Here is a 17,594-nt window from a genome sequence, read left to right as displayed (position 1 = left end):
TAAAAGAAACTCCTATGAACATATCCATAAAAAACCTCAGCCAAGTTTTCCTTTGTGGTGCCCTGCTGTTTGCCGGTACCAGTTGCTCAGATTTCCTGGAAGAGCCAGACAAGTCTAACTTTACCGTTGACACCTATTTTAATAAGCCCGAACATGCCGAAAGCGCTGTAAATTCTATCTATGAAAGCCTACGGGCCACGACAGGTGGCGGCTTTAACGGTGCGCCATGGATGATGCTGGAATTTGCCACCGGACTTGCCAATACTGAACTAGGACAGGCCGTGAATAGCATATTTGTCCGTAATCTGGTTAATAATTCCGACAACACCTATGGCGGCACCTACTGGACGAGTTACTACAGAGGAATCGCCAATGCCAATCTGGCCATTGACAAGATACCTGGCATTACTATGGACGAAGCACAGAAAAACAAATTCCTGGGCGAAGCCAGATTCCTGAGAGCCCACTACTATTTCAACCTGGTCCGGATATTCGGGAAAATTCCCCTGATTACTAAACCGGTAGAACTGAATTCGCCTGATCTTTACCCAAGCCCTGCAGAAGTGGAAGCGATCTATACGCAGATCGTAGAAGATCTGGTAACAGCCGAATCTTCCGGATTGTCTTTTACAAATACCACCGGAAGAGTGTCTTTAGGGGCAGTAAAATCCCTGCTGGCAGAAGTATACCTCACCATGGCTGGTTTTCCCTTGCAAAAAGGAACGGAGTATTATCAGAAAGCAGCCGATAAAGCCGCCGAAGTAATCCAGACTGGCCAGTATACCTTGTTTGATACCTATGATGGATTGCACAGTGTAGCCACTGAAAACCGGGGTGAGCATATTTTTATGGTTCAGTTTTCGGGAAGTATTGTGAATTCAAATGGTTTACAGGTATCTATCATCCCCTACAACCAGGGTATTTCTGCCTATTCTGATGAAACCGGGGCTATCTTCGCCAATAAAGAATTTGTTGAATCTTATGAACCGGGAGACAAACGGGTACAGGAAAAACAGTTCTATTACAAAAACTTTACCCTCAGCAGCGACAGAACAAAAACCGTTGACCTGGGTGGATACTATATCTATAAGCATTTTGATAATGAAGCCCATCTTACTACCACCAGCAGTGGCATGAACTGGCCTTTAATGCGTTTTGCACAAGTATTATTAACCTATGCCGAAGCCTCTAATGAAGTATCCGGGCCTTCTACGCCAGCCTATGATGCGATCAACAGAATCCGCAAGAGAGCTCAGCTTCCAGACTTATCTGGCTTAGATCAGCAGACTTTCAGAGAAGCCATATGGAGGGAACGCTGGTACGAATTAAGTTTTGAAAACGTAACCTGGTTTGATATGGCCAGGCTCCGCAAAGCATTTAATGTAAGTACCAAAAAGTTTGACAATTATGTTGGCCACCAGTTTTCATATGGACCGGTGTTAAAAGAGAGAGAACTATTATTCCCTATTCCAACAGCAGAGATCAGAAATAACAAAAATCTGGTGCAAAATACCGGATATTAAATAGTTACCAGCTCTTAAGTTTAATACTATTTAAGCAACTGTCCTGAAATTCAGGACAGTTGCTTTTAGGACTTACCTTTCCAGTATATCAAGAGAGTACATCCATCATTTCCGAGCTGTTTACATAATGTAAAAACCATAGCTGCTTTAAACTAACATATTAAAAAATGAAAATACCTTTTCTTCCCGTCTGCCTCTGTTTTATACTAATCCTTGCACTAACTGGAGTAACGCATGCTCAGAATAAGAATAAAAAGCCACTCATCGTATTTGTAACCGGCGACCATGAGTATAGTGGGGAATCAACATTGCCTTTGCTTGCAGCCGAACTGGAAAAGAACTATAACATGCATGTAAAAGTATTAAAAGCCTATCCCGACCAGAATGCAGAAGAAAATATTCCTGGCCTGGAAACCCTCAAAGAAGCTGATTTGGCTGTATTTTACCTTCGCTGGCGGCGGTTGCCGGCTGAGCAGGTTCAATACATAGAAGAATATCTAAACTCTGGGAAACCAGTGATGGGATTCCGGACCAGTACACATGCTTTTAATTATCCGGAAGGCCATCCGCTGAGAAAATGGAATGCCTTTGGGGAATTTGCTTTGGGCTCGCCTCCCGGCTGGGGTGGCAAAGCTGGTCATACCCACTGCGGCCATGATTGCAGTACTGATGTTTCGGTAATTGCTGATGCCGCTAAACATCCCATTTTGAAAGGGGTTGAGCCCGCTTTTCATGTGCGTTCATGGCTCTATAAAGTACTGCCCGATTACCCGGCAAAAGGATCAACCTGGTTATTGATGGGAAAAGCTGTGAATCCGAACAAGGCCGGCTTTGCAGATAATCCGGTAGCCTGGACCTGGCAAACGCCTGCTGGCGGACGGGTTTTTGCCACCACCATGGGTCATCCGGAAGATTTTGGAGTAGAGTCTTTCCAACGTTTAGTGGTAAATGCGATTCACTGGACTTTAGGCAAACCTGTTCCGAAAAAATGGAAGGGCAAAATGGAAATAAATGTGCCTTACCGGGGAATGTAATACAAGTTTCTTATCTTAATGAATAATTTTAGCTGCAACCTAACACCTTTTACATGTCAATCTATATAAAAAACAATTTTAAACTACTGCTTGTAATATTGATTACGGCAGTAAGTATTTTGTGTGCATTTCAACTCATACTATCACCGCCTGTATTGACACTCAAGAAGGGTTCACATATTGTCCTGATCGGCAATAACCTGGGTTCCAGAATGATGAATTATGGCCATTTTGAAACCGAGATGCACTTGCGCTATCCGGAACATTCGCTTTTTATCCGCAATATGTGCGATGGAGGCAATACGCCAGGTTTTCGTCCGCATTCCGGCAGAGTATCTCCCTGGGCTTTCCCCGGTGCTGAAAAATTCCAGACTGAACTGGCGCAACCCTCCGGAAGTGAAGGCCACTTTGAAACTGAAGACCAGTGGCTCACCAAACTCAAGGCCGATGTAATCATTGCTTTCTATGGCTATAGTGAATCTTTCCAGGGAAAAGAAGGACTTGCCAACTACAAAGCTGAACTGGATGCCTTTATCAAACATACCTTCAAACAAAAATACAATGGCACTACTCCGCCTCAGCTTGCGCTGGTTTCGCCCATTGCTTTTGAAGACCTGTCTGGTAAATTTGACTATCCCAACGGAAAGAAAGAGAACGAAAATCTGGCTTTGTATGCCGCTGCCATGAAAGAAGTGGCTGCTAAAAACAAAGTGATTTTTCTTGATGTATTTGCGCCTACGAAAGAGTGGTATAACAAGACCGAAGAATTTCTCACCATTGATGGTTCTCAACTGACTGATGCGGGCTATGCCAGATTTGCTCCTGTGCTAGCTGATGGCGTATTTGGCAAAACAAAAATTACAGAGACTGCTGAAAAAAACCGTGCCCTGGTGAAAGCGGCTGTGCTGGAAAAGAACTGGATGTGGCACAATGATTTCAAAATTCCCAATGGCGTACATGTATTTGGCCGCCGCTACGACCCTTTTGGGCCAGATAACTATCCTGCCGAGCTTACTAAAATCCGGGAAATGACCGCTATCCGGGATCAGTCCATCTGGCAGGCGTTGAAAGGTACGAAAATGGATGTCGCCAAAGCTGATCAATCTACTTCCACCCTGCCTCCTGTTCAAACCAATTACAATCCTGAGAAAAATGGCAGCCTGGAATATTTATATGGACAAGATGCCCTCAATAGGCTCAAAGCTGCTCCAGGTTACAAAATTGAGCTGTTTGCTTCCGAAAAAGAATTCACCGATGTAGCCAATCCGGTGCAGCTTTCCTTCGATAATAAAGGCCGCTTGTGGATTGCCACCATGCCTTCTTATCCGCATTATAAACCCGGTGATGCCAAACCCAATGATAAACTCATTATTCTGGAAGATACCAATGGCGATGGCAAAGCCGACAAACAGACTACCTTTGCCGATAGTTTGCACCTGCCGGTAGGCTTTGAATTAGCTCCTGAAGGTGTATATGTATCACAAGGCACTAATCTGGTACTCTTGCGGGATACCAACGGTGATGACAAGGCAGATACCAAAGAAATCATTATGAGCGGCTTTGATGACCATGATACCCACCATGCGCACAGTGCTTATGCTGCCGATGAATCCGGTGCTATATACATGGGTGAAGGTGTTTTTTTGCATACCAATGTGGAAACTTCGTATGGTACGGTACGGGCTACCAATGGAGGCTTTTACCGCTTCAATCCCCAGCGCCGCCACCTGGAACGTACGGCTCAACTCTCGATTCCTAATCCCTGGGGTATTGCCTTTGATGAATGGGGGCAAAACTTTTTTGCAGAAACCTCTTCTCCGGATGTCCGCTGGATGATGCCCGGCTCCGTAAAATCCAGGTACGGCGTAGCTACCCATAAATCCAAGCAGTTAATTGAAGATAAACATAAAGTCAGGCCGACATCGGGACTGGAATTTGTGTACAGCCGCCATTTTCCGGATAGTATACAAGGAGACTTGCTCATCAATAATACCATTGGCTTTCTGGGCATGAAAGAGCATGTGCTGGAGGAAGATGGAACCGGCTATAAAAGCCGCCACCGCCAGGATGTAGTGGTATCCGATGACCGGAATTTCCGTCCGGTGGATATGGAGTTTGCGCCTGATGGCTCTCTGTATCTGATCGACTGGCACAATATCCTGATCGGCCACATGCAGCATAATGCCCGCGATCCCCTCCGGGATCATGTACATGGCAGAATTTACCGCATTACCTATCCTGGGAGGCCACTGGTAACACCAGCTAAAGTAGCCGGAGCCAGCATTTCTGAACTGCTTGATAACCTGAAACTACCGGAATACCGTACCCGCTACCGCACCCGCAGAGAACTGAGAGGACGTAATGCAGGGGAAGTACTCCCTCAGATTACTGCCTGGGCCACAAAACTGGATAAGAATGATCCTAAATATGAACATCACCTGCTGGAAGGCTTATGGGTAAGCTGGGGGCTTAACAAAGTAGATCAAACCTTGCTCCGGCAGTTGCTGAAAGCCAAAGATCACCGCGCCAGAGCTGCGGCAGTGCGGGTGCTGCGTTATACTGGCCATCAGGTGAATGATCAGGCAGATCTGCTCATGCAAGCAGCAAAAGATCCGCACGGACGGGTACGACTGGAAGCCATTGTAACGGCTTCCTGGCTGGAGAAAGAAAAAGGCCTGGCTATTTTGAATGAGGCCAGTAAACATCCCTTAGACGACTGGATGGTACCTCCCTATGAAACGGCTGTGGCGCACCTGAATGGAAAATCAGTGACTGAGAAAAAGGCAGAAACCGTGAGCACAGAGTTAAAAGGAATGGAGCGGGAGTTATTTGTGAAGGGCAAAGCCATTTATGCCAAAGAAGGTTTTTGCATTACATGTCATCAGGAAAATGGGGATGGATTATCAGCTTCAGGTTTTCCTCCCCTACAGAATACCAAATGGGTAACCGGCAATGAAGACCGTTTGATCAAGCTTGTCCTGAAAGGTTTGCAAGGCCCTATCGAAGTACAGGGACGGAAGTATGCAGGACAAGTACCCATGACTCCTTTTGGTGGTATGCTCAAAGATGAGGAAGTAGCCGCTGTATTAACCTATGTCCGAAATTCTTTCGGAAATAAAGCACCTGCTGTAACTGCAGAAAAAGTAAAAGCAGTACGGGCATCTGTTACGGATAAAAACAATTTCTATACACCTCAGGAATTGCTGAAAGAACATCCCCTGGAACCATAACTGATACAGGATAAAATAAAACAGGCTGCTTTGAAAAGCAGCCTGTTTTATTAAAGTGGTCTTACCTGATTATATATCATTTTACACGCCTGCTACCCTCCGTTTGTATTCAGCCAGGGCTTCATCGAGGCGTTGCCTGGAGGTATCATCGCCAGGCGCATTGTGTGAGGGATGAATATATAGTTTCACCCCCCGTTCAGCCAGGATTTCTGCGACGGTAGTAACTGTCATCCATACACAGGTAACAAAAGCCATGGTAGACACCGGACCGACTTTGTCCTGGTGATTTTTCAGCGGAACGGATGCATCGCCAATAGGTGCACAGGTATCCACTACTAGATCGGCTATATCGAAAATAGTTTTTCCACTGGAATGTCGGGTTTGTTTACCTTTAGCTTCGGCTGCCGACCCATAGGCAATTACTTTCATGCCGCGTTTTTTTGCTTCTAAGGCCACATCTATATTTACATTATTGATACCCGAATGGGAAAATATCCACATCGTATCCTGCGGATCGAAGGTATAGCCCTTCATAATCTCTACCCCATATCCTTCTACCCTTTCCAGAAATACAAACTGATGCACGCCCATTTCTCCGGTGATCCGCGTAAAAAAAGTCAGTGGTAGTTCAACCATCGGATGAAAACCCACAAATCCACCAATACGGGGGTACATTTCTTCTACTGGAATAGTAGCATGTCCGCATCCGAATGTATGCACCCATCGCCCTGCTTCAATACTATCTGCCATTACCTCGGCAGCTTTCTGAATATGATCCAGTTGGGTTTCTTCGATCCGGGACATAATTTCCCGGGCATTCGTAAGCCATTGTTTTGCTAACATAATTGATTTTATAAGTGTTGAAAGTTAATTTTCTTTAAAATACGGAGGGATAAGAGTATCATCAGCGCCAACAAAGTAAACACGACACTGGTGAGATGCGCTATGCCAAAGGCTTCGGCAATCACACCCATTAGATAATTTACGATCATGTTTCCGATCAGCGACATGGCCAGCACTAAGCTAAAGGCGGTGCCAGATAAGGTTTTATACCGCTCCCCCACAAATCCCAGCATGACAGGAAATCCGGCCGCTAATCCGGCTCCTATTAATATTAGTCCAGAAACCGCTATATAATAGGATGAGGCTACCTGAAGCAATACACAACCTGCCAGTAGTAAGGCAAATGAGAGAAAAAGAATAGTTTGCGAAGAAAATGACCTGAACACACTTCCAATTAAAATCCGCATAACTGCCATACCTACTACATATAAGGATAAAGCATATAGGGCTTTGCTTTGAAATACTGATAATTCATTGGACAAATAGGTGGTGGTCCAGTTGTTGATAATCCCCTCAAAGCTGCTCTGGCAAAACAGAAAAAAGCCGATCAGAATTAACAAGGGGTCTTTTAATAATTGCAGCCCTTTTAAGAATGGAATACCCTCTTTTTGTTTGGGTTCGGGAAAGGTGGTGAATACAAAAAATAAGCCGATCAGCAGTGTCAGGTAGCCTACGGTAGCTAAGATCGCCTCAAATGAATATTGTTTTCCGAGCGTACCCAGAATAAAAGGCATTCCCAACGCACCAATTGCAAAGAATACGCCCAGTAAACTCAGGTTGGCTCCTTTGTTGGCTGAACTTATGTCTGAAACGACCGCATTGGTAGCTCCATTGATAGAACCACCGCCAAATCCGAACAGAAATATGCATACTTTTAAAATCCCTAAGGAAGAAGCATAGGCAATCCCCTGAAATCCGGCAAACATGCAAAGGCAAGACAAAAGCAGAAAATATTTATAGCCGAATCTGTCGCAGAATGGCCCAAACAGAAGCGAACCGGCTAAAATTCCAACCGGCAGAATCGAAAACATGGCTCCTGAAGCAATAGCATCCAGGCTGAATTTTGCCTGAAGACCGGTAGCCACCGAACCTAGTGTAATTAAGCCAATGCCAAAAAGCAACATACCCAGGCAAGCCGCAAAAAATATGGTTTTCGTATTTTTCATACAAACTATGCCGGGTTATGTATATTTTTTAAAGCCAGAAAACCAGCGCCTACTACTCCTGCATTGCCCCCCAGAACCGATTCTTCAAAACTTACCTGCTTCATACTTACTGGTTGTGCCCACTTTGCGGCTTCCTCTCGGATCAAGGGTATAAACTGCACAGCCGGGCCAAATACACCCCCTCCAAAAATGAGTTTTTGCGGATTGAATATGCTGATCAGGTTTGCGGCCGCCATTCCCCAGTATTCGATACATTCGTTGATTACCTGAATCGCTACTGTGTCCCGCTTTAGATAGGCAGCAAAAACCTGATGCGCTGTAATATTTTCAGAAGTTTCTTTCCTGAGTTCGCCTCTGTAATACGTCCGTTGTGCTAAAATCTCTCTGGTTAACCTGGCGATGCCTTCACCGGAAGCATAATATTCGAAACATCCACAATCAGTATATTTACTCTGGAAAGGTTTACGCAAAGCCATCCAGCCGATTGCTCCGGCAATATCATGCGCCCCATGCAGTACATGGCCATCTGCCATAATACCTGCCCCGATACCTGTTCCCACAGATAAATAGATAGCATCTGTACAGCTTTGGGCATTTCCCTGCCACTGTTCGCCCAGAATATAACAGGTACGGTCACTCTCTATCTGTACTGGAATACTTCCGGTGAGTTGCCTGATTTCCTGCAACAAGGGATAATCTTCCCAGCCTGGAATATTAGGTGCCCATACTGTACCTGATTTACTCCGGCTAATACCAGGAACAGACACCCCAATAGATTGAATCATAGTTCGATCTGAATCCAGGTATTTTTGAATTTGATCCGTGATCAATTGCCCAACCTGCGTGCCTTTTCTATTTTCCAGAGGAAATATTTCTTTTGATACTATTTCGCCGGCTTCCGAAAAAAGGGCAACCGCCAGTTTGGTTCCTCCTAAATCTATTCCTAAAAAGGGCATGCTTGTAAAGTAAATGCTTGTAAAAATTATTTGTATCGTATCACCTGCAAATCACTCCAGCAACTCCGCAAGCTGGACAAACCGGTAGCCTTTCGCTTTCAACTCCGTCAACAATGTATCTAACCGGTCATAGAATTTATCTGTTCTTCTGGTATCAGTTCCGATATGGATGAGTAAAATAAATCCATTTAACCCATAAGCATCTGTAGATGCTTTCTGCATAATTGACTGATAAATCCTTTCAGATGACACATAGCGATCGCCCATTTCCGGATAAGTATAATCTGCGGTGGAACGGGTGCCCGGAGAGAAATTAATCAGTTGCAAACCTGCTTCTTTTGTCCATTGAGAAATAGTAGCATTATACCACTCATAGGGCGGAAGAAAGTAGGGCGCCTCCTTTTTGGCTATGCCAAACGCTTCCATCCGTGTATAATTATCCTGCAAGTCTTGCGCAAATTCTTTTCTGGTTACCAGCAAACTGTCCCGTTTTGACCAGTCGGCATAGAGCAAATGTTTATCGGAATGAGCCCCCAGATAATGCCCGTCTTTCTTCAATCCTTTTATTAATGAAGCAAAAGCAGGATTCTGATAAAAATTTCCGGTTAAGAAAAAGGTACTTTTCACTTTTTGCTTACGCAAGGTACTCCGTATCACTTCTCCCCCATCTGCAAATTCATCGCCGGTAAATACCAGGGCTATTTCTTTTCTCGACACATCACCTCGTATGATAGCTCCATGTGCATCCCTAACTACTTTTTTCCCTGGGTCACCTCCCTGGACTCATGGTCTTTAGCCGCCAGTAGATAAATCACTGAGGCGGTGCCATCCATCGTAGGTTCATTGGTGCTGTAATCGCCGTAATCATCATGGTATACCACCAGTTCCGATTGAAATTGGGCATATTCATCTGCACTCCCAAGTTTCAATCCCAGTAAGCGGTTATAAATTTTGCCATATACCGGTCCGTCTACCAAACCGCCATCCAGGGGATAGTTGTGCAGAACCGTAAAAGAAGAATGCGGATCAACCGGTGTATCGCCCTGAGCAGGCAAGCCGTATACCATACTGGTCCCCCAGGGATTACAACCAAACAGCCAGTCGAAACAAGCCTGTTCCAGTTGAACATAGGTTTGATCGCCGGTTAATTTTCTATACAGATAACATTGGATAGCAAAAGAGGTAGTGAGGTTATTAGAGCACCAGATAAACGGAACACCTCGGTAGAAAGCATTGTTTTTTGCCCGTTGCCATACGATTTCAATCCCTTCTTTATAATAACTTATAAGCTTATCTCTGGTTTCCTTATCACTTTTTAAAGCCAGTTCATAATGGCCGAAGTTATGGAATGGATACCACTGATAATGCCTTGCTGTATCGTTCACAATCCAGGGAGTGATCTTTTCCTGGCTGCTATAAGCAACTGCCTTATCAAAATACGATTTGTCATGGGTGAGCTGATAAATGGCGGCCCCTCCTAATTCCATATCATCTACCCAGTTATCTTCTTCATAAAAATAAGGCGCTTTTACAGAGGATGTCTGGGCTACCCCAGGTTTGGCGAGTCCATACTGATAAGCAGACTGAGATTTGGTCTGTAAGGTCTGGGCTAAGGCCGGATCAATGGAACGATACAACTGCGAACCCAAAGCAAAGGCACTGGCAAACTTTCCGGCAGTGGAAGCAGCTCCAGTTGCGCGATTTTTAAATTTTCCCAAGCCTTGCACCTCTCCAGTAATAAAATATACCGGCCTTCCCTTCCCTTTTCCATAGCCATAATCTACGGTATCCTTATGAGGCATCCGGAACCCGGCATGATCGCGGTCGTCGGCTAACTGGTTAAACATCCAGTCTTCTCTAGGATGCATTTTCATGAGCCATTCCAGTCCCCAGGTAGCTTCATCCAGCACATCAGCCCGTCCATTGGTGCCTTCCAGTCCGTTTGCTAAGTGTGTATCTGTAAAAACCGGAGAAAAATCGCGGTAGGCTGCCAGCAGATGATAGGTGGCATTGGCCGAAGTCGTTGCATATTGCAGATAGTCCGTTGCATCATGCCAGCCGCCGGCTACATCCAGGTGCGTACCATCGGGCATTGGGCCATACACGGTATAGCCATCGTGGGTATGGCAGGAATCTTTCAGGAAAGGATTATAGCCGCTTCGTTGCTGGCGCATATACCGCAAGGCAAAATCTGCCTTACCCTGATATACCTTTTCACTGATAGAAAACTCTGGCGATCTGGTGGAACCTGACCTCAGATAATAGGTGCCTGGAGTTTTAAACTGGCTAAAATCTAAACGGAAAGCACTCTTAAAAGGACCATACGCTCCAAAGTCCTTGCCTGCCTCCTTCTTCAATACTACCTTTGATGTGTTTGCCTGTACCAGCTCAAAACTTTTAATACCCCCGCCTTTCATTTTTGTTCCATATACGGCCACTTTCACTGCGTCGGGTGCATACCCCAGCTGATTGATCCTGATCCAGGCCTGGGCTTTATCTTGTCCGGTTACAGAAAAAGCCAATACCAGGTGCAGAAAAAAGTAGAATATCAGGTTACAAAAGTTCATAGGAAAGCGAATGGGTATAGGGCAAGAAAATTTGCTGTGATTTGCGTGAATGATTCATCAAATATATATTTCACGCATTATAATGCAAGCAAACATTCGAAATTATTTTAATTTGATAAAATACAGTCATAAACATTTCATAGGCGATAAAAATAAATACCGCAAAAAAATGCATACTTACTTTATAATTCTAGTATATTGAGGCTATATAAGTTAGTTACATTTAACCATCACTCATCCTTTTCACTTCTATGCTTCAGGAAGAACGGCAGAACGTTATACTCCAGCAAATTAATGTGCATCACAAAGTACTTACCACTGACCTATGCCAGTTAATGAATGTTTCGCTTGACACCATCAGGCGTGATTTGAGTGAACTGGAGAAAAAAGGCAGAATAAAAAAAGTGCATGGAGGGGCTATTTCTACTACTTTCCACCAGCCATTTCAGCAGCCAGCTGTATATGCCAAAGCCGAAAAACAGGAAATTGCCAGGAAAGCACTTACACTGCTGAGAGAGGGAATGGTTATCCTGACCGGAGGGGGCACCGTAATGCTGGAACTGGCTAGAATTATTCCGTCAACTTTTAAAGGCACGTTTTTTACTGTAAGTCCCCTGGTGGCTCTGGAAGTAGCACAACGGTCTACCATAGACGTTATTTTGCTTGCCGGACGGGTATCGCGGAACACCTATATCTGTACCGGCTCCTCTGTTATTAATCAGCTTTCAGAACTGAGGGTTGATCTATGTCTTGTCGGCACAAATGGTTTATCGGTTCAGGAAGGAGTAACGGACAATGACTGGGAGGTAGTTCAGGTGAAAAAAGCCATGGTAAAATCCGCAGAGAAAACAGCCCTGTTAAGCATTTCAGAGAAACTGGATACGGCTCAACGGATGCAGGTTTGTCCGCTTACTTCGGTTCATTACCTGCTTACCGAACTGGACACGGCCGACGAAAAACTAAAAAAATACACAAAGTTTTTTCATGTTTTATAAGCTTTCAGCAAGTACTCCGATCTTGATTTACTCTACAGAGCAGGATTTTACTGGTTGCAAATTTTTCCGTATCGGATTCAATATTCCTCTAGAAAGCAAATTTAACTTCCATACTATTTTACAAATAGTTTGATTTATATAACTTTACCTGATGGAAAAATCACAAAGTCTGGAGGAATTTTACCTTTCCAAATTACAATGGCTGCCTCCTGAGCTTAAGAAAGAGATGGGCCACTTTAATGTGTTCAGGCTGGATGAGTTTGTAGGGCCAAGCGCTAAACCTATTCCATATAGCCGTAAAAATTATTATAAAATCAGTCTGATTGTGGGTAAAAACAGGATTCACTACGCTGATAAAGTTGTTGAAATAGAAAAACAAGCCTTGCTTTTTGCCAATCCGCATGTTCCATATAACTGGGAATCCCTGGCTGATGTACAATCGGGCTATTTTTGCATTTACACAGAGTCATTTTTTGAACATTTCGGCAATATCAAAGACTATCCGATGTTCAAACCTGGCGGAAATCCTATTTTTGTTTTAACCGATACCAAGGTAGACGAAGTAAAAACTATTTTCCTGAAAATGCAGCAGGAAATCACGTCTGATTTTGTGTACAAATACAATGTATTAAGAAATCTGGTATTTGAATTGATTCATGCGGCCTTAAAAATGAAGCCTGCTACCAGTTCGCTTTATAGCCAGTCCAATGCCTCTTTACGGGTTTCTTCTCTGTTCATAGAACTATTAGAAAGGCAATTTCCCATTGAATCTCCTATGCAGCGGATTTCTTTGCGTTCACCAGCGGCCTTCGCTGACCAGCTGGCAGTCCATGTAAATCACTTGAACCGCTCCCTGAAGGAGACTACCGGGAAAACCACCTCGCAACTGATCAATGAAAGAGTAATTCAGGAAGCAAGAGCATTACTAAAACATACCGACTGGAATATTTCCCAGATCGCCTGGTGTCTGGGCTTTGAAGAAACGCCGCATTTTATTAATTTTTTCAAAAAGAGTTTTCAGACCTCTCCAGCTTCCTTCAGAAAAGCGATTGTTTGAATTTTGCATCTTTTGGTTTGCATTTCGTATGCATCCGTCCACTTACCTGCACTAGTTTTGTACCATCACTTATTTAAACAATATACTGATGGATACAACAGAGAAAGTCTGGTTGATTACCGGGGCTTCCAAAGGACTTGGACTTGCCCTGGCTAAAAAAGTATTAGTAAGCGGGGCAAAAGTAATTGCAACTTCCCGCAATAAAAAGGAATTACAAGAAGCTTTCGGGCAAGCAGGTGACCGCTTTCTTCCACTGGAGATCAGCCTGACCGATGAGCAGCAAGTTCAGCAAGGCATCAAAGAAGCGATACAAAAGTTTGGCCGGATTGATGTAGTCGTGAATAATGCGGGCTATGGGCAAACCGGCACCCTGGAAGAATTAACTGCCAGCGAAGTAAAGCAGAATTTTGAGGTAAATGTATTTGGTTCGCTCCATGTAATCCGCTATGTAATGCCACACTTACGTGAACAAGGAAGCGGACACATATTCAATATTGCCTCTATCGGCGGATTCAGCGGAGCCTTTGCCGGATGGGGAATATATTGCGCCACCAAGTTTGCGGTAGCTGGTTTTACCGAAGCCCTGGCAGCAGAAGTGAAAGGATTTGGCCTGCATGCAACTGTGGTATATCCAGGTTATTTCCGCACCCATTTTTTATCTAAAGAATCACTTATTACGCCTGCCAATCCTATTGAAGCCTACGAAGCAGCCAGGCAATCTGAGGCTTTTCACCAACAGCAGATGGATGGCAGCCAGCCAGGTGATCCTGAAAAAGCAGCTGATGCTTTAATTGCCATCAGCAAAGAGGTAAATCCACCCATTCATTTGTTTTTGGGAAGCGATGCCCTGGAACTGGCCGGTAAAAAAATAGAAACGATTAACTCAGAAATTGCCCAATGGAGAGAACTTTCATCTTCCACTAATCTTTGACGAGTTTGAAAAGTAAGCGAGTCTGTATTCTTATCGCTTTGTTGAGCACAAGTTTATGTAAGGGGCAAACACATGAGCAAACTACCGGAAAATCCGTTCCGGGCACAAATACTACTATAAACCAACTGATAAACCGACAAACCATGAAGAAATCTATGGAAGAAACGAAAGAATATATTGGGATGTGGGTGACAGCCGACGGCTTTATAAAGCACGAACTGCTCCCAAACAATCGCTATGACGAAGCCAGAGGCAATCGAAAAAGTGCCTATCAGGGAAGGTATACAGTGAAAGCCAACCATATCGACTATACAGATGATACTGGATTTACTGCTGATGGAGAATTTAGAGAGGGCATCCTGTACCATGCCGGAATGGTACTATACAAAAAAGCCGATTAAGCGCCCAATTACAAAAGTGATAGTTATAAAATCATAAAAGCTGAAGTGTGTACTTCAGCTTTTATGATTTTATAACTATAATGTAATTCTGGGAAAACGCCGATATAAAAACGATTTTACTGGCTTCTAAACAGGTTATCTGGTTATTGTACTTTTGTAAATATCCGGTATAACCTGCCCTGATCAGTAATCGCATACAAAGCGCCATCTGTGCCCTGAGTTACATCTCTGAACCGCTGGTTCTCTTCCACCAGCAAACGTTCTTCACCAACCACCTTATTATTTTCTATCACCAGCCGGGCAATATGCATTCCGCTGAGTGAGCCAATGAACAGGTTGTTTTTCCACTCAGGAATTGCATCACCGCTGTAGAAAGTCATTCCGCTTGGGGAGATAGAAGGGTCCCAATAATACACCGGCTGTTCCATTCCGTCTTTTTGCTGGATGCCCTCTCCTACTTTACCACCGGCATATTCAATTCCATAAGTGATAGTAGGCCAGCCATAATTTTTACCGGCCTCAATCCGGTTTAATTCGTCACCACCCCTCGGGCCAAATTCATTTTCCCACAAGTCTCCAGTCTGCGGGTGGAATGCAAGGCCCTGCACATTCCGGTGACCATAGGAATACAATTCTGGTCTAGCCTCAGATTTTCCTTCAAAGGGATTCCCTGCTACCGGTTTTCCCTCTTTGGTAATCCGGACCACTTTTCCAAGACCAGAATTCAGATGTTGTGCCTGTGGCCTGGTTACAGTGTCGGAACGTTCGCCAGTACTTACAAACAGGTTTCCATCCTTATCAAAAACAATTCTTCCACCGTAATGCAATTTGCCTTTATATGCCGGAGTAGCCCGATAAATAACTTTGGCCCCTTCTATCTTTTTTTCATCCGCTGAAAGTTTTCCTTTGGCTACGGCCGTTAAATTTCCGTCCGGACGTGGCTCCGCAAATACCCAGTACACCATCCGGTTTTGCGCAAAGTTCGGATCAACTCTCACGCCCAGAAGTCCTCCTTGTCCTTGTGCATCAACACGTGGAATGCCGGAAATGGAATCACTTAGCTCCCCTGTTGCACTGGCGATGCGCATGGCACCGGATTTCTGTGTAATCAGCAGCCGGCCATCTGGCAAACTTGTGATACCCCATGGATTTTTAAGATCGCTTGACAGCACTTTACCTTCATAGGCAGTAGTGGATTTGATTCCTGCAATCCTTGTTTGCCCAGCAAATGAAGGTTGATAAGAGGTATTAGGTTCTTTGGTTTCTACGGCAGCAAGCGTTGTTTCCGTAGCGGTAGCTGTGGCCGTTGTGTCATTGTTGGCTGCCTGGGAAGAATCAGAAGAATTACTTCCGCAGGAGGCAAGTGCAAGTGTAGCTGCAGTTACCATAGTTAGCCTTAATTTAGGCATTAGGTTCTTTCTCATATTTGTGTTGTAAGAAGTTTGCGTATTACTCAAAGATAAAGGTCTGCTTTTGTACAAACATTTTCAATTCTTAGTCAATATAAGTGTAAAAATTAATTTATAGTCCTGCATAAAATCATGCTGATAAGCAAAAATCTAGTATACGTCACCTTCGCAATTATTGATCAGAAGCCAGAAAAGAAAAATTCAGACAGCCTATAGTCCTTCCGGTTTCATACCTGATATATCAAGTACTGCTTTTAATTCGCATCAGTTTCAAAGTGTACGTACTGAACTATTTCCAGGCCATACCCTATGATTCCTGCCCGTTTTTTAGGATGCGTAGTAATCAACTTTAGCTTAGAAATCCCTAGATCCCGCAATATTTGAGCGCCCACCCCATAGTCACGTTCGTCTACCTGGGAAAGGGTTTCTGGCTTTACAGGTGTATGTACATTCTGATCCATTTCTTCCAGCTTATAGGCTTTTAGCTGGCTGAGCAAGTGATTATCCTTACCGGTGGCATTCATATAGAGAATAATCCCTTGATTCGCTTTTTCTACCATCTGCATGGCTGTTTTCAGCTGGGATTTACACCCACACCGGCATGAACCAAATATATCGCCAGTGGCACAGGAGGAATGTACGCGTACAAGGACTGGTTCATTTACTTGCCATGTGCCTTTTACCAAAGCCAGGTGTAATTCACCGGAATCAATCTGGCGGTAGGCAATCAAATCAAAATCTCCCCATTGCGTAGGTAAGTGTATGGCAATTTCCCGCTTAATCAAACTTTCTTTCATCAAACGGTACTGAATCAAATCTTTGATAGAAACCAGTTTCAGGCCATGTTTATCAGCCATTTTCCGGAGATCCGGCAAGCGGGCCATGGTTCCATCGTCATGCAAAATTTCTACCAGCACTCCGGCAGGTGCAAGCCCGGCCAGCCGGGCAAAATCAATGGCAGCTTCTGTATGTCCGGTACGGCGGAGTACCCCTCCCTCTTTAGCCCGTAAAGGAAAAATATGCCCTGGGCGGCCTAATTCTTCAGGCCGGGTGGCAAGGTTTACAAGTGCCTGAATAGTTTTAGAGCGGTCACTGGCAGAAATACCAGTTGTACAACCATATCCCAATAAATCTACCGAAACAGTGAACGGGGTTTCGTGTGTAGCAGTATTCCTTCCTACCATCAGTTCAAGCTCCAGTTCTGCACAACGTTGCTCGGTAAGCGGCACGCAAATAAGGCCTCCTGCATCTTTACGCATAAAATTGATAATTTCAGGCGTAACGCACTCTGCCGCACAGATCATATCTCCCTCATTTTCCCGGTCTTCATCATCTACTACAATAATGACTTTGCCCTTGCGGATTTCTGCAATTGCTTCTTCGATGGTATCCAGTTTTATTTCTGTGCTGTCATCATTCATATTCTATTGCATTAGTCGGTGGTGAACCTTAGTTAGAAATACAAATGTATGACTTCTGCTG

General features: G+C 44.3%; 13 protein-coding genes and 1 pseudogene. 7 read left to right on the top strand and 7 right to left on the bottom strand.

The annotated features are described in order from the left end of the window. Window positions 1–14 precede the first annotated feature (14 nt). From GXP67_RS30575 to GXP67_RS30565, 3 genes are all read left to right on the top strand, one after another. Window positions 15–1,523 carry a RagB/SusD family nutrient uptake outer membrane protein gene (locus GXP67_RS30575; protein ID WP_162446652.1) on the top strand — a complete coding sequence of 503 codons (1,509 nt, stop codon included), beginning with the start codon at window positions 15–17 and terminating at the stop codon, window positions 1,521–1,523. Window positions 1,524–1,690: 167 nt separating this feature from the next. Further along, a complete protein-coding gene (locus tag GXP67_RS30570) occupies window positions 1,691–2,557 on the top strand; it encodes a ThuA domain-containing protein (protein WP_162446651.1) in 867 nt (288 codons plus the stop codon). A gap of 53 nt (window positions 2,558–2,610) precedes the next feature. Next, on the top strand, window positions 2,611–5,787 hold the full coding sequence (locus tag GXP67_RS30565) for a PVC-type heme-binding CxxCH protein (RefSeq protein WP_162446650.1): 3,177 nt from the start codon (window positions 2,611–2,613) through the stop codon (window positions 5,785–5,787). A gap of 81 nt (window positions 5,788–5,868) precedes the next feature. Here the strand turns inward: GXP67_RS30565 and GXP67_RS30560 are convergent, their stop codons facing one another. Genes GXP67_RS30560 through GXP67_RS30545 form a run of 5 tightly spaced genes read right to left on the bottom strand, consistent with a single transcriptional unit; the run spans window position 5,869 to window position 11,319 of the window. Next, window positions 5,869–6,630, bottom strand: a complete 762-nt coding sequence (locus GXP67_RS30560) for a sugar isomerase domain-containing protein (protein WP_162446649.1) — start codon at window positions 6,628–6,630, stop codon at window positions 5,869–5,871. An 8-nt stretch (window positions 6,631–6,638) separates the two neighbouring features. Continuing rightward, entirely contained in the window at window positions 6,639–7,796 is a 1,158-nt protein-coding gene (locus tag GXP67_RS30555; protein WP_162446648.1) for an MFS transporter, read from the bottom strand. A gap of 5 nt (window positions 7,797–7,801) precedes the next feature. Continuing rightward, the gene (locus GXP67_RS30550) at window positions 7,802–8,752 is read right to left on the bottom strand and encodes an ROK family protein (protein WP_162446647.1); all 951 of its coding nucleotides are present in this window, start codon (window positions 8,750–8,752) and stop codon (window positions 7,802–7,804) included. Between the two features lie 51 nt (window positions 8,753–8,803). Further along, window positions 8,804–9,469 carry a polysaccharide deacetylase family protein gene (locus GXP67_RS37585; RefSeq protein WP_232064702.1) on the bottom strand — a complete coding sequence of 222 codons (666 nt, stop codon included), beginning with the start codon at window positions 9,467–9,469 and terminating at the stop codon, window positions 8,804–8,806. A gap of 35 nt (window positions 9,470–9,504) precedes the next feature. Then, window positions 9,505–11,319 carry a glycoside hydrolase family 9 protein gene (locus GXP67_RS30545; RefSeq protein ID WP_232064697.1) on the bottom strand — a complete coding sequence of 605 codons (1,815 nt, stop codon included), beginning with the start codon at window positions 11,317–11,319 and terminating at the stop codon, window positions 9,505–9,507. A 251-nt stretch (window positions 11,320–11,570) separates the two neighbouring features. On the opposite strand from GXP67_RS30545, the gene GXP67_RS30540 reads away from it, so the two are divergent. From GXP67_RS30540 to GXP67_RS30525, 4 genes are all read left to right on the top strand, one after another. Further along, window positions 11,571–12,314, top strand: coding sequence for a DeoR/GlpR family DNA-binding transcription regulator (locus GXP67_RS30540; protein ID WP_162446646.1), 744 nt, complete (start codon window positions 11,571–11,573; stop codon window positions 12,312–12,314). Window positions 12,315–12,465: 151 nt separating this feature from the next. Then, complete coding sequence (locus tag GXP67_RS30535) at window positions 12,466–13,371, top strand: helix-turn-helix domain-containing protein (RefSeq protein WP_162446645.1); 906 nt, start codon at window positions 12,466–12,468, stop codon at window positions 13,369–13,371. Between the two features lie 88 nt (window positions 13,372–13,459). Next, entirely contained in the window at window positions 13,460–14,302 is an 843-nt protein-coding gene (locus GXP67_RS30530) for an oxidoreductase (RefSeq protein ID WP_162446644.1), read from the top strand. A 143-nt stretch (window positions 14,303–14,445) separates the two neighbouring features. Beyond that, on the top strand, window positions 14,446–14,703 hold the full coding sequence (locus GXP67_RS30525; RefSeq protein ID WP_197901587.1) for an Atu4866 domain-containing protein: 258 nt from the start codon (window positions 14,446–14,448) through the stop codon (window positions 14,701–14,703). A 143-nt stretch (window positions 14,704–14,846) separates the two neighbouring features. On the opposite strand, the gene GXP67_RS30520 is transcribed toward GXP67_RS30525, so the two are convergent. Together GXP67_RS30520 and ribB are read right to left on the bottom strand one after the other, a co-directional pair. Then, window positions 14,847–16,127 carry a PQQ-dependent sugar dehydrogenase gene (locus GXP67_RS30520; protein ID WP_232064692.1) on the bottom strand — a complete coding sequence of 427 codons (1,281 nt, stop codon included), beginning with the start codon at window positions 16,125–16,127 and terminating at the stop codon, window positions 14,847–14,849. Window positions 16,128–16,369: 242 nt separating this feature from the next. Beyond that, window positions 16,370–17,533 (bottom strand): annotated as a pseudogene (gene ribB, locus GXP67_RS30515) (3,4-dihydroxy-2-butanone-4-phosphate synthase); the annotation flags it as partial. Window positions 17,534–17,594 lie beyond the last annotated feature (61 nt).

This window comes from Rhodocytophaga rosea (assembly GCF_010119975.1).
Taxonomy (GTDB): Bacteria; Bacteroidota; Bacteroidia; order Cytophagales; family 172606-1; genus Rhodocytophaga; species Rhodocytophaga rosea.
This window is presented reverse-complemented; position numbering and strand designations above follow the sequence as displayed.

What these genes read in the sequence shown, in the direction of transcription:
- GXP67_RS30575 (WP_162446652.1), top strand. Translation starts at nt 15, where the DNA reads ATGAACATATCCATAAAAAACCTCAGCCAAGTTTTCCTTTGTGGTGCC.
- GXP67_RS30570 (WP_162446651.1), top strand. Translation starts at nt 1,691, where the DNA reads ATGAAAATACCTTTTCTTCCCGTCTGCCTCTGTTTTATACTAATCCTT.
- GXP67_RS30565 (WP_162446650.1), top strand. Translation starts at nt 2,611, where the DNA reads ATGTCAATCTATATAAAAAACAATTTTAAACTACTGCTTGTAATATTG.
- GXP67_RS30560 (WP_162446649.1), bottom strand. Translation starts at nt 6,630, where the DNA reads ATGTTAGCAAAACAATGGCTTACGAATGCCCGGGAAATTATGTCCCGG.
- GXP67_RS30555 (WP_162446648.1), bottom strand. Translation starts at nt 7,796, where the DNA reads ATGAAAAATACGAAAACCATATTTTTTGCGGCTTGCCTGGGTATGTTG.
- GXP67_RS30550 (WP_162446647.1), bottom strand. Translation starts at nt 8,752, where the DNA reads ATGCCCTTTTTAGGAATAGATTTAGGAGGAACCAAACTGGCGGTTGCC.
- GXP67_RS30545 (WP_232064697.1), bottom strand. Translation starts at nt 11,319, where the DNA reads ATGAACTTTTGTAACCTGATATTCTACTTTTTTCTGCACCTGGTATTG.
- GXP67_RS30540 (WP_162446646.1), top strand. Translation starts at nt 11,571, where the DNA reads ATGCTTCAGGAAGAACGGCAGAACGTTATACTCCAGCAAATTAATGTG.
- GXP67_RS30535 (WP_162446645.1), top strand. Translation starts at nt 12,466, where the DNA reads ATGGAAAAATCACAAAGTCTGGAGGAATTTTACCTTTCCAAATTACAA.
- GXP67_RS30530 (WP_162446644.1), top strand. Translation starts at nt 13,460, where the DNA reads ATGGATACAACAGAGAAAGTCTGGTTGATTACCGGGGCTTCCAAAGGA.
- GXP67_RS30525 (WP_197901587.1), top strand. Translation starts at nt 14,446, where the DNA reads ATGAAGAAATCTATGGAAGAAACGAAAGAATATATTGGGATGTGGGTG.
- GXP67_RS30520 (WP_232064692.1), bottom strand. Translation starts at nt 16,127, where the DNA reads ATGAGAAAGAACCTAATGCCTAAATTAAGGCTAACTATGGTAACTGCA.